The following is a 12,700-nucleotide window of genomic DNA, read 5'->3' as shown; positions in this document are numbered from 1 at the left end:
TTTCAATCCTGCTGTGGCGCCAGAACCGCCCGCTTCTTCTGGCGGTTGACCTTGAAGTAGTAACCCGCCAGCAGCAGCACAACCCACACCAGGCCGGCGTACAACGAAACGCGGGTCGTCGGGAAGTAGCCTATCAGGCCAATGATGAACGCCAGGAAGATAATCGCGACCACAGAGGTGAACACGCCGCCGCGCAGCGGGAACGCCAGCTTTTTCACCTGCTCTTTGCTCAGACTGCGGCGGAAGGCAATCTGCGAGCACAGGATCATGATCCACACCCACACGGTGGCAAAGGTCGCCAACGAGGCAATCACCAGGAACACGTTTTCCGGCATGATGTAGTTGAGATACACCGCCAGCAGCAGCGCCAGCATCATCACCAACACCGTGACCCACGGAATGCCGCGCTTCGACACCTTGCTGAACATCTTCGGCGCATGGCCCTGCTCGGCCATCCCGTGCAGCATGCGGCCCACGCCGAATACATCGCTGTTAATCGCCGACAGCGACGCGGTGATCACCACAAAGTTGAGGATGCCGGCGGCCAGGGTAATGCCCATGTGCTGGAAGGTCAGCACAAAGGGACTGCCGTTGGTGCCCACCTGGTTCCACGGATAAATCGACATGATGACGAACAGCGTACCGACGTAGAACACCAGGATACGCCACGGCACCGAGTTGATGGCCTTGGGAATCGACGTTTTCGGGTCCTTGGCCTCACCGGCGGTAATACCGATGATCTCGATACCGCCGTAGGCGAACATCACGAGTTGCAGCGACAGGATCATGCCGATAAAGCCATTGCTGAAGAAGCCGCCGTTGGACCACAGATTATGAATGCCGGTCGGTTGCCCGCCGTTGCCAATCCCCCAAATGATGATGCCGATACCGGCGGCGATCATGATGATGATGGTGGCGACCTTGAAGAACGAGAACCAGAACTCCAGCTCACCGAACACCTTCACGCTCATCAGGTTGATGGCGCCGATCACCAGCACCACGCTCAGCACCCAAATCCAGTGCGGCACCTCGGGGAACCAGACGCCCATATAAATGCCGAACGCGGTCACGTCGGCGATGGCGACGATCAGGATTTCAAAACAGTAGGTCCAGCCGGTGATATACCCGGCCATCGGGCCAAGGTAGTCCTGCGCGTAGCGGGAGAACGAGCTGGCCTGCGGGTTGTTGACCGACATCTCGCCCAAGGCGCGCATGATGATAAAGGCGACGATACCGCCAATCAGGTACGCCAGCAAAACGCTCGGGCCGGCCATTTTAATGGCATCCGCCGAACCGTAGAACAGACCGGTGCCGATGGCCGAGCCAAGAGCCATAAAGCGGATATGGCGCGTGCTGAGACCGCGCTTCAGCTTATTGGCCACAGGGGCGGAGGGTGACTGTTGTTGCATGAAAATAACCCGTGTTTTTAAACGTAAAAAAGCCACGGACAAGTCCGTGGCCCTAGACTAAGCCGGGGAATTATTGGTGCGCGGTCACTTCAGAACGCGTACACACCCGGTCATAAATCGCGACCAACACCAGCATCAGCAGAGAAGGCGACAACCATGCCAGCCCCTGCGCAGCCAATGGCAGGTGATTGGTCCACTCCGGCAACAGGTGCTGGAAGGTGGACGCTTTCACCGCGTCAAGGATACCAAACAACAGGCTGACCAGCATCACCGGCGCCACGATGCGCGTCGCGCTGTTCCACCAACGCAGGGTGAAGCTCAATACCACCAGCACGATACACGGCGGGTAAATCGCGGTCAGCACCGGGATAGAGATCTGGATCAGATGGCTCAGGCCCAGGTTGGAAACCACCATCGAGAACAGGCCCAAAATAAACACCAGCGTCTTATAAGAAAACGGCAGGTACTGAGCGAAGAACTCGGCGCAGGCACAGGTCAGGCCTACCGCAGTCACCATACAGGCGATGAAGATCAGCGCCGCCAGGAAGAAGCTGCCCAACCCGCCGAAGGTGTTTTGCACATAAGCGTGCAGGATCACCGCGCCGTTGGTCGCGTCCGGCACCAGCACGCCGCTGCCGGAGCCCAGCTTGAACAGGCTCAGATAAACCAGCGTCAGGCCCACGCCGGCGATCAGGCCGGCCAAAATGGTGTAACGCGTCAGCAGGCCGGCATCTTTCACGCCGCGGGAACGCGCAGCGTTGACGATGACGATGCCGAACACCAGCGCGCCCAGCGTATCCATGGTCAGATAGCCGTTGACGAAGCCGGAAGAGAAAGGAACGTGCTGATAAATGTCGGTCGCCGGAATAGGCGTGCCCGCGGGCCAAACCAGCGCGGCAATACCGAGTGCGCCGAGCGCAACGATTTTCAGCGGAGCCAGCACGTGGCCCACGGTATCGAGCAGGCGGCCCGGATACAGTGAAATGCCGATGACCAGTGCGAAATACACCAGGCTGTAGATAAACAGCGGCATGGCGCCGTCACCGGTCAGCGGCGCAATACCCACTTCAAAGGACACGGTCGCGGTACGCGGGGTGGCGAACAGCGGGCCAACCGCCAGATAACAGACCGTCGCCAGCAGCAAACCGGCGCTGCGGCCAATCGGCGTGCTAAGGGCGTCGATACCGCCGCCAACGCGCGCCAGAGCGATCACGGTTATCACCGGCAAACCGACTGCGGTGATCAGAAAGCCGATTGCAGCGGTCCAGACGTGCTCACCGGACTGTAAACCGACCATTGGCGGGAAAATGATGTTCCCGGCGCCGACAAATAAGGCAAAGGTCATAAAACCCAGTGCCATAATATCTTTTGACGTTAAACGATGACTCATAAGATGTCGTGTTGCCTGTTCAAATGAAAAAAAGTACCCGATATCGTGGTGACCTAACGCCCCCACCCGGTTGTCGGCTTACCCTTTCATCGCGAGATCAATAAGAGCAAAAAACGCATGACGTCCGGCGTTTTGTCCTTATTCGAAATAGACCACTCATGATGTTGGGCAGAGTTTTATAAGTTATATACCCAAGATAATTGGAGTTGCATCACAACAAAACCACGGGTTTTGTCGAACAGCGCTGGCGCTGGCCCCAAGGGGGCGAGGCTTTGCCGAGTAACGCGACGGCAAAGGCGCTTATCCGATAGGCTTACTGAGGTAAGTGGTTCGGGTAAGTGAGCGCAGCCAACACAGAGGCAGCTTCAAGCATGACGGGTAAAATGGAGGTTTAGTCCGACAACGGGGGCTAAGTTAAACGTTTATAGCGTTGAAAGGCAAGGCGTGCGACAAAAACCAGAGCTATCGACCAGATAATCTTTTGTCACCAGTCGATCATATTGGCTATCAATAAATATACACTACATGATTTGTATCATTTTTAAGCGACGCATTCACAAACCGTGAAACATCTGGCGTAAGACCGCGCGAAAACGCCAATAAAAGGTCGGTTTCCGCGCGGTCTGAACGGGTTCTCGGGACTTACCAAACCTCTCGGGCAATATTCACCACGCTTTGCAGTTTATTCCACTGCTGCTGTTCGCTCAGGCTATTGCCCTCTTCGGTCGAGGCAAATCCGCACTGGGTACTGAGGCACAGTTGGCGGCGATCGACAAACTGCGCGGCCTCCTCGAGGCGCTGCTTCACCTGTTCCCGATCCTCCAGCTCGCCGTTTTTGGTGGTGATCAAGCCCAGCACCACCTGCTGTTTACCGGGTTTGATAAAGCGCAGCGGCTCGAAACCACCGGAGCGCTCGTTATCGTACTCCAGGAAGAAAGCGTCGATATTCACCTGGCCGAACAGGATTTCCGCCACTGGCTCGTAGCCACCTTCGGAGATCCAGGTAGAGCGGAAATTACCGCGACACACGTGCAAACCGATAGTCAGATCGTCCGGCTTGCCGGCGATCGCGGTGTTCAGCACGTCGGCATAAATCTTCGCCAGACGATCCGGATCCTCGCCGCGCTCGCGGATCTGCCGCCGTTGATCGTCCGAGCACAGATAAGCCCAGACGGTGTCATCCAGTTGCAGGTAGCGGCAACCGGCATCATAAAACGCCTTGATCGCATCGCGGTAGGTCTGCGCCAAATCGTCAAAATAGGCTTTCAGATCCGGGTAAACCTGGCTGTCGATCGCCTTGCGCCCGCCGCGGAAGTGCAGCACGCTCGGGCTGGGAATGGTCATTTTCGGCACCGCATCGCCGGCCGTCGCCTTCAGGAAACGAAAATCCGCCAGCATCGGGTGCTGGGGGTTAAAACCCAATTTGCCGACCACCTTGATGCTGCGCGCCCGGGTTTGCACGCCGTTGAACTGGATCCCCTGCTCCGCATCATAACCTTCCACGCCGTCCAGCCCTTCCAGGAAGTCGAAATGCCACCACGCGCGGCGGAATTCGCCGTCCGTCACCACCGCCAAACCGAGGTCTTTCTGTTTTGCCACCGCCAGACGAATCTGCTCGTCCTCAACCGCCCGCAGCCGGGCGGCATCGATTTCACCCTGCTGGAATTGCTGGCGAGCGGTTTTCAGCGCCGCAGGGCGCAACAGACTGCCGACAACGTCAGCGTGAAAAGCATGGTTGCAATCGCACATATTTAAACTCCCGGTGACAGGCAAAGGATCGGGCCTCTTTGCTTCAATGATTGACAGTGTGAACTATTACGTCAGGTTATAATGGACATCCAGACGTCTAAACACTTATTGAGAGGCATCCTGTCATGCCGATTGCCGGGCGGCAATGGAAGAATTTTCATTGGCGTTGAGAGAAATTCATGTTGGACGCCGTGCAACGTCCGGAGGCAGGTTATTTCAGGCCCAGCGCCAGGCGGGTTTTACGCAGCGTGTCGGGTGGCAACGGCAAGTAACCGTCATGGCTGACCCGTTTTTGCCCGTCATCGGACAAGACGCGATCGAGAAAGGCGGCGGTCAGCGGCTCCAGCGGTTGGTCGGGAGCCTTGTTGATGTAAATGTACAGGTAGCGCGACAACGGATAGCTGCCGTTGCGCACGTTGGTATCATTGGGGAAAACATAGTTTTCGCCCGACTCAGCCAGCGGCAGCAGGCGCACGCCGCTGGCGCGAAAGCCGATGCTGGCATAGCCAATGCTGTTCAGCGAACCGGCCACCGCCTGCACCACCGAGGCCGAACCGGGCAGCTCATTGACCCGCGGCATAAAGTCGCCGCCGCACAGCGCGCGCAGTTTGAAGTAGCCGTAGGTGCCGGAGGCGGAATTTCGCCCGAAACGCTGCAGATCGCGCTGTTGCCAATTGCCGGTCAGCCCCAGTTCACCCCAACGCGTCAGCGGCCGGCTTTCGCCGCAGCGCCTAGTGGCGGAGAAAATGCGATCGAGCTGCTGCAGGTTCAGGCCACGCAACGGATTGTCCTGATGCACCAGCACCACCAGCGCATCTACCGCGACCGGCACGGCCAGCGGCGCATAGCCATAGCGATGTTCGAACGCCGACACTTCCGCCGCCTTCATCGGCCTGCTCATTGGCCCAAGCTGCGCCGCCCCCGCCGCCAACGCGGTAGGTGCGGTTGAAGAACCGGCGGCCTGGATCTGCAGATTGACGTTAGGGTAGTGCTGACTGAAGTCCTGCGCCCACAGCGCCATCAGGTTCGCCAGCGTATCTGAGCCGACGCTCGACAGGTTGCCGGACAGCATCCCGTCCGGCTGCGCCAGTGCGCCGCGGCTCGCCAGCAGCGCCAGGCACAGCAACAACCATCGGGTAATTCGGATCATGCCAGCCTCTCGCGCGTTAATTTTTCACCGCATTCTCTGATAAAGCTGCAGGAACAATCAACCGGTTAGGCAAGGTAAAGATGAAACGGGTGCCGATCCCCTGCTCGCTGAGGATCTCCAGCCGCGCATCGTGGTGGCTGAGCGCATGCTTGACGATCGCCAACCCCAGCCCGCTGCCGCCGGTCTGGCGTGAACGGGCTTTATCGACGCGGTAGAAACGCTCGGTCAGGCGCGGAATATGTTCGGCGGCGATGCCCGGCCCGTTGTCGCTGACCTGGAACTGCGCGCCGTTTGGCGTCTGTTGCCAGCTCACCTCAATATTGGTGCCCTTCGGCGTATGATTGACGGCGTTATACACCAGATTCGACACAGCGCTGCGCAGTTGGTCATCGTTGCCGAACACCTTGAGCTGCTCATTCACCCGGAAGCTAATCTCGTGGTTGCCGCCACTCAGCGACTGCGCCTCACGCTGCAACACCCGCAGCATCAGCGGAATATCGACCCGCTCGTTCATATCGACGTTAGGTGCCGCCTCAATGCGCGACAGCGTCAGCAGCTGTTTGACCAGCCCGTCCATGCGCCGGGTCTGCTCCTGCATGGTCCCCAACGCCTTGCCGCGCAGCGAGCCGTCCAGCTCCTCGTCGCTCATCATCTCCAGGTAGCCCTGCAATACCGTCAGCGGGGTACGCAGCTCATGGCTGACGTTGGCGAAGAAGTTGCGGCGCGCGCCTTCCAGCTGGCGCATTTGGGTGACGTCGCGCGCCACCATCAACAGTTGCCCTTCCGAATAGGGCATCACGCGGAACTCGACGTAGTGCTCGTTATTGAGTTGCAGCGTCAGCGGCCGGGTGAACTCCTGCCGTTGCAGATAGTGGCTGAACTCCGGGTAACGCAGCAGGTTAAGGATGTGTTGGCCGTTGTCTTCCGGCCAACGGAATCCCAGCAGATGTTGCGCCAGCCCATTGCACCAGAAGATATTGCCTTCAACGGTGGTCATCACCACCGCATCGGGCAGCGATTCCGCGCCGCTGCGAAAGCGTTTGATCAACAACGCCAGTTCACGACGACGACGACGGTTGCGCTGCTGCATCTGGTACAGGCCGTAAAACAGCGGTTCCCAGCTCCAGCGCCCGGGCGGCGGCGTCATGCTGCGATCGACCCACAACCAGTGGGAAAGTTTGAGTTGGTTGTAGAAATTCCATACCAGCGCCGCCAGCACGGCGGCCAGCAGCAGCCAGGGCAGATAGCCGAAAATCAGCCCCAGCAACAAGGCAGGTAAACAGAAAAGAGCCAGCTCCAGGGCCAGCCTCTTCCAGGAAAGGCGTTCTAGCACAGCATATTCTCCAGCGCGACGCGATCAGTAACGCGTTGAGAATCGGTAGCCGGTGCCCCGAACGGTTTGAACCATTTTGTCATGACCAGTGGTCTCTAACGCCTTACGGAGCCGGCGGATATGCACGTCAACGGTGCGGTCTTCCACATAAACGTTAGTGCCCCAAACGTGATTAAGCAACTGTTCGCGGCTATAAACACGTTCCGGATGGGTCATAAAGAAATGCAGCAGTTTGAACTCGGTCGGCCCCATATCCAGCGCCTGTTCATTAGCCATTACGCGGTGTGACGAAGGGTCCAGGCTCAGCCCTTGCATTTCAATCACTTCTTCCACCGCCATCGGTGAAATGCGGCGCATTACCGCCTTGATGCGCGCCACCAGCTCTTTCGGCGAGAACGGCTTGGTAATGTAATCGTCCGCACCCACTTCCAGACCGCGCACCCGGTCTTCTTCTTCACCGCGCGCCGTCAGCATCATCACCGGAATATCGCGGGTCAGCGCCTCGCGCTTCATGTGTTTGATAAACTGGATACCGGAACCGCCGGGTAACATCCAGTCGAGCAACACCAAATCAGGGAACGGCTCAGACAGGCGCGTCACGGCGCTGTCATAATCCTCGGCTTCCAACGGTTGGTAACCATTCTGTTCCAACACAAAGCACACCATCTCACGGATCGGCGCTTCGTCTTCCACCACCAGTATGCGTCTTGCCATCGTCAATCCTGCCAATGTGTTAGCGATCACAGTTGATTGCGGGCGCCATTATGCGTCAGTTTTGTGACACTTTTATGAAAAAAACAGCCTGTTATAGCCAGTAAGCATAGCGATTATTTCCAGCTTCAAAGAAAAATCATTCAGTTGTCATAATCATTGCGTCACGACAGGAGAGTCTGCCCCCTTTATAATCACCGCCATCAGCTTATCGCCCCGGGAGTGTCATGCGCCTGATCCACACCTCTGACTGGCATCTTGGCCAGTACTTTTTCACCAAAAGCCGCGCCGCCGAGCACCAGGCTTTTTTACGCTGGCTGATCGAGCAAATAGAGCAGCAACGAGTGGATGCGCTGATCGTCGCCGGGGATCTGTTCGACACCGGCTCGCCGCCAAGCTATGCCCGCGAGCTGTATAACCGCTTTGTGGTCGAGCTGCAGCGCACCGGTTGCCAGCTGGTGGTGCTGGGCGGTAACCACGACTCCGTGGCAACCCTGAATGAATCGCGTGAATTGCTTTCCTGCCTGAATACGACCGTGATCGCCAACGCGCAGACTGAAATCGAACAGCAAATCCTGGTCCTGAACCAACGCGACGGCCAACCGGGTGCGGTGCTGTGCGCCATCCCGTTCCTGCGCCCGCGTGACCTGCTCACCAGCCGCGCCGGCGAATCGGGTGGGCAAAAACAGCAGGCGCTGCAAGAGGCGATTGCGGAACACTACCGGCAGCTTTACCAGGCAGCCTGCGCGCGTCGCGACGCGCTCGGTCTGGCGCTGCCTATCGTTGCCACCGGCCACCTGACCACCGTGGGGGTTACCACCTCCGATTCGGTGCGCGATATTTACATCGGCACGCTGGATGCCTTCCCGGCGCAGGCGTTTCCGCCGGCCGATTACATTGCGTTGGGGCATATTCACCGGGCGCAAAACGTCGCCAAATCCGAGCATATCCGCTACAGCGGTTCGCCTATCCCGCTCAGTTTCGATGAGCTGGGCAAACCCAAAAGCGTGTTTATGGTGGATTTCGCCGAAGGCGCCCTGCAACAGGTCACCGCACTGGATATCCCCAGTTTCCAACCGATGCAACTCATCAAGGGCGATTTGGCGCAGATCGAACAACAATTGCGGCAGTTCGCCGATTATCGGGGGGAACTGCCGGTGTGGCTGGATATCGAAGTGGCCACGCAAGACTATCTCAGCGACATTCAACGCCGTATCCAGCTGCTGGCGGATCAACTGCCGGTGGAGGTGGTATTGCTGCGCCGCAGTAAAGAGCAGCGCCGCCAGGCCATTGAACAGCAGGACAAGGAAACGCTCAATGAACTGAGCGTCGATGAGGTCTTCGAGCGGCGGCTGGCGCAAGAGACGGAAATCACAGAGCCCCGCCAACAGCGGATGCGCCAAATGTTCCATCAGGTGGTCGAGGCCGTACGGCACAACGACGAGGAGCCGACCCAATGAAAATCCTGAGCCTGCGGCTGAAAAACCTCAATTCATTGCAGGGCGAGTGGAAGATCGATTTCACCGCTGAGCCTTTTGCCAGCAATGGGCTGTTCGCCATCACCGGGCCAACCGGCGCGGGCAAAACCACCCTGCTGGATGCCATCTGTCTGGCGCTGTACCACCAGACACCGCGCCTTAACGTGACGCCCAGCCAAAATGAGCTGATGACGCGCCACACCGCCGAATCGCTGGCGGAGGTCGAATTTGAGGTCAAGGGCGTCGGCTACCGCGCCTTCTGGAGCCAGCGCCGCGCCAAAAACGCGCCGGACGGCAACCTGCAAGCGCCAAAGGTGGAACTGGCACTGCGTGAAGACGGTAAAATCCTGGCGGATAAAGTCCGCGACAAGCTGGATTTGACCGCCGCAATCACCGGGCTGGATTTCGGCCGCTTCACCAAATCGATGATGCTGTCTCAGGGGCAATTCGCCGCCTTCCTCAATGCCGATGCCAATGACCGGGCCGAACTGCTGGAAGAGCTGACCGGCACCGAGATTTACGGCCAGCTTTCCGAACGGGTTTTCGAGCAGCACAAACAGGCTAAAGCCGATCTGGACGCCTTGCATCAACGCGCCAGCGGCATTGAACTGCTGAATGACGAACAGCGTCAGCAACTGGAGAACCAGTTGGTTGAGCTGAGCGCGCAGGAAACCGCCCTCAGCGAGCAGGCCCGGCAACAGCAACAGGCACTGAACTGGCTGCAACAGTGGCAGCAAACGCAGCACCGGCAGCAGGAATACCAACGCCAGTTGGCCGTCGTGCAACAGGAGCTGGCGGCGGCCGAACCGCAGTTGCAGCAGTTGGCGCGCAGCGAACCGGCGGAGAAATTGCGGCCGCTGCATAACGATCGTCACCGCTGCCGCAGCGAGCAGCAGGCGCTGCAACAGCAGATCGCCCAAATGGCGCAGCAGCAGGAGCATCAGCTTGCGCAGATGGCGCCATTGCAGCAGGCGGTGGAAAAAGCGCGCGCCGAGCAGCAGGCGCAGGCCGAACGCCAGCAGACTCAGCAGCGGCTGATCGACGAGCAGGTCGTCCCGCTCGACCACCAGATTGCCCAGTTGCAAAAAACGCAGACGGAATTGCAGCAGGCGTGCGACAACGCCGCCCGCCAGTGCCATCAGCAGAAAACGGATCTGGAGCAGTTAAACGTTCAACGCAGCCAACTGACCGCGCAGGCCGGGCAGCATCAGGAGACGCTTAACGGCCTTACCGCAGCGCTGATGGCACGGCAACAACAGCAAAATGCGCTGGAAGCGCAGTCACCGCTGGCGGCGCTGCGCCAGCGTCAGGCCGCGTTGGCCGAACTGCGCCCGGCACGCCAGCAACTGTTCACCCTCTCCTCGCTGTTCCGCCAAACCAATGAGCGGCTCGAACAACAGCGCAAAGAGTTTACCGCCCGTCAGGCACAGCTTGGCGAACATGAGCAACAACTGGAAGAAACGCGGCGGCACTACAAGCAGCAAAAAGCGCATCAGTTGGACGTGGAAAAAGCCCTTGAGCTGGAAAAGCGCATCGTCAGCCTGGAAGCCGAGCGCGCGCTGTTGCAAAGCGGCGAGCCCTGCCCGCTGTGCGGCTCCGCCAGCCATCCGGCCGTTGAGCAATATCAGGCGGTAAAACCCTCCGAGACGGCATTGCGCCTGGCGGAAATGCGCGTCAAAACCGAGGCGCTGTACACTCAGGGCACCGAACTGCGCACCCGTTGCGAAAGCCTGAAGGAACAGCAACAGCGCCAACAACAGCAAATAGCGCAGGACGAGCAGCAACTCGCCGCCCAGCGCCAACAGTGGCAAAGCCTCAGCGCGCCGCTGGCGTTTGATTTCGATCTGCACGATGCCGAGCGCCTGAGCCAGTGGCTGAATGCCTGCGACAACGAAGAACGCCAGGGCCAGCAATGGCTGGCGCAGCACGAACAGGCAGCACAGGCGGTACAGCAGGCGAAAGATGCGCTGGCCGAACTGCAGGCACGGCAGCAGCAAGCACAACAGCAACACGCGTTGCTGGACGAACGCTTTACCCTGCTGGAAAAAAACCACGCCGACGCGCAGTTGCAACAACAGCGTCTGCAACAGCAGTGGCAAGAGGGCGAGAAAACCCTCGGCGAACACCGCGCGCAGCGGCTGGCGCTGTTTGGCGAACAACACATTCCGCAGGTGCGCGAACAGCTGCGTGCCCAACAGGCCGCCTGCGAGCAGGCCAGCCATCAGGCGGCGGAACAATGGCAGAAAGCTCAGGAGCAGCGCGATCGCCTGGCCGGCCAGCTTGCCGGCTTGCAACAACAGCAGCAACGGCTGAGCGAGAGGTTGCAACAGGCAGAACAAACCTGGCTGGAAGCACTGGCCGCCAGCGAATTCAGCGACGAAGCCGCATTCAGCGCCGCGCTGTTGGATGACGCACAACGCCGGCAATTGCAGCAGCATAAAGAACGGTTGCACCAGCGGCAGGTGGAGGCCAGCGCCCTGCTGGCACAAGCGGTTCAGACGCTGGAACAACAGTGGCAACAGCGCCCGGAGGAGGTGGATGAAGCCCAGACCGACGCACAAGCCCTGAGCCAGAGCCTGGAGGTGCTTGCGCAGCAGTTGAAAACCTTGCAATTGCGCCAGGGCGAAGTGCGCAACCAAGTGGAAAGCGACGCCGCACGCCGCCTCAATCAGCAATCGCTGTTTGAGCAAATCAGCCAGAGCCAGCAGCAGTACGATGACTGGAGCTACCTCAATCAGCTGATCGGCTCCAAAGAAGGCGATAAATTCCGCAAGTTTGCCCAGGGGCTGACGCTGGATCATCTGGTATACCTGGCCAATAATCAGCTTGGGCGGCTGCATGGGCGCTACCTGTTGCAACGCAAAACCAGCGATGCGCTGGAACTGCAGGTGGTGGATACCTGGCAGGCGGACGCGCTGCGTGACACCCGTACCCTGTCCGGCGGCGAAAGTTTCCTGGTCAGTCTGGCATTGGCGCTGGCGTTGTCTGACCTGGTCAGCCACAAAACCAGCATCGACTCGCTGTTCCTCGACGAAGGCTTCGGCACGCTGGATGCGGAAACCCTGGATACCGCGCTGGACGCGCTCGACAGCCTGAATGCCTCCGGTAAAACCATCGGCGTGATCAGCCATGTCGAAGCGATGAAAGAACGCATACCGGTGCAGATTAAGGTGAAAAAGGTCAACGGACTGGGGATCAGCCGGCTGGAACCGCAGTTTCGGCTGGAAAGCTAGGTCGGCAGTTGCCGCCACCGGCGCGGACCTATGCCAAACCATCTCCCCTTGGCGGTCAAGAAATCACCAGAAAAGCGCATGCTCGCCCCCTGACTGCTCACTTTTGGTGCGCGGTCAGGCGGTGGACTTCTCGGTTTGATTAGTAGCCGTTAGCGGCTCACCCGCGCGGGCGGACAGGCATTGTCATGGCATAAAACCTGCAACGTTGTGGCTGGATACCTTCTTTATCAGCGCAGGCGGTTTTTTC

8 protein-coding genes are annotated in these 12,700 nt (G+C 59.0%); 2 read left to right on the top strand and 6 right to left on the bottom strand.

Annotation, left to right across the window (positions count from 1 at the left end):
• Positions 1–2 precede the first annotated feature (2 nt).
• The 6 genes from proY to phoB form a co-directional block, all read right to left on the bottom strand.
• Positions 3–1,409, bottom strand: coding sequence for a proline-specific permease ProY (proY, locus tag JK621_RS03860; protein WP_212558718.1), 1,407 nt, complete (start codon positions 1,407–1,409; stop codon positions 3–5).
• Between the two features lie 70 nt (positions 1,410–1,479).
• The gene (gene brnQ / locus JK621_RS03855; protein ID WP_212558717.1) at positions 1,480–2,799 is read right to left on the bottom strand and encodes a branched-chain amino acid transport system II carrier protein; all 1,320 of its coding nucleotides are present in this window, start codon (positions 2,797–2,799) and stop codon (positions 1,480–1,482) included.
• Between the two features lie 642 nt (positions 2,800–3,441).
• Entirely contained in the window at positions 3,442–4,548 is a 1,107-nt protein-coding gene (locus JK621_RS03850) for a cobalamin-independent methionine synthase II family protein (protein WP_212558716.1), read from the bottom strand.
• Positions 4,549–4,759: 211 nt separating this feature from the next.
• Positions 4,760–5,698: a PstS family phosphate ABC transporter substrate-binding protein gene (locus tag JK621_RS03845; protein ID WP_212558715.1), complete on the bottom strand. Its 939-nt coding sequence runs from the start codon at positions 5,696–5,698 to the stop codon at positions 4,760–4,762.
• Between the two features lie 16 nt (positions 5,699–5,714).
• Entirely contained in the window at positions 5,715–7,031 is a 1,317-nt protein-coding gene (phoR, locus tag JK621_RS03840) for a phosphate regulon sensor histidine kinase PhoR (RefSeq protein ID WP_212558714.1), read from the bottom strand.
• 24 nt (positions 7,032–7,055) lie between these two features.
• Positions 7,056–7,745, bottom strand: a complete 690-nt coding sequence (gene phoB / locus JK621_RS03835; protein ID WP_004949222.1) for a phosphate response regulator transcription factor PhoB — start codon at positions 7,743–7,745, stop codon at positions 7,056–7,058.
• Between the two features lie 224 nt (positions 7,746–7,969).
• Between phoB and sbcD the strand changes: the two genes are divergently transcribed.
• The gene (gene sbcD / locus JK621_RS03830) at positions 7,970–9,202 is read left to right on the top strand and encodes an exonuclease subunit SbcD (RefSeq protein WP_212558713.1); all 1,233 of its coding nucleotides are present in this window, start codon (positions 7,970–7,972) and stop codon (positions 9,200–9,202) included.
• Positions 9,199–12,453, top strand: coding sequence for an exonuclease subunit SbcC (sbcC, locus tag JK621_RS03825; RefSeq protein WP_212558712.1), 3,255 nt, complete (start codon positions 9,199–9,201; stop codon positions 12,451–12,453). Before sbcD ends, sbcC begins: the two co-directional genes overlap by 4 nt.
• Positions 12,454–12,700 lie beyond the last annotated feature (247 nt).

This window comes from Serratia plymuthica, assembly GCF_018336935.1.
Lineage (GTDB): Bacteria > Pseudomonadota > Gammaproteobacteria > Enterobacterales > Enterobacteriaceae > Serratia > Serratia plymuthica_B.
The sequence above is the reverse complement of the archived record's forward strand: the minus strand, read 5'-3'. Positions and strand labels throughout refer to the sequence as shown.

Bases quoted from the DNA above. Each gene is read 5' to 3' on its own strand.
- sbcD (WP_212558713.1), top strand. From the start codon at position 7,970: ATGCGCCTGATCCACACCTCTGACTGGCATCTTGGCCAGTACTTTTTC.
- proY (WP_212558718.1), bottom strand. From the start codon at position 1,409: ATGCAACAACAGTCACCCTCCGCCCCTGTGGCCAATAAGCTGAAGCGC.
- JK621_RS03850 (WP_212558716.1), bottom strand. From the start codon at position 4,548: ATGTGCGATTGCAACCATGCTTTTCACGCTGACGTTGTCGGCAGTCTG.
- brnQ (WP_212558717.1), bottom strand. From the start codon at position 2,799: ATGAGTCATCGTTTAACGTCAAAAGATATTATGGCACTGGGTTTTATG.
- JK621_RS03845 (WP_212558715.1), bottom strand. From the start codon at position 5,698: ATGATCCGAATTACCCGATGGTTGTTGCTGTGCCTGGCGCTGCTGGCG.
- sbcC (WP_212558712.1), top strand. From the start codon at position 9,199: ATGAAAATCCTGAGCCTGCGGCTGAAAAACCTCAATTCATTGCAGGGC.
- phoB (WP_004949222.1), bottom strand. From the start codon at position 7,745: ATGGCAAGACGCATACTGGTGGTGGAAGACGAAGCGCCGATCCGTGAG.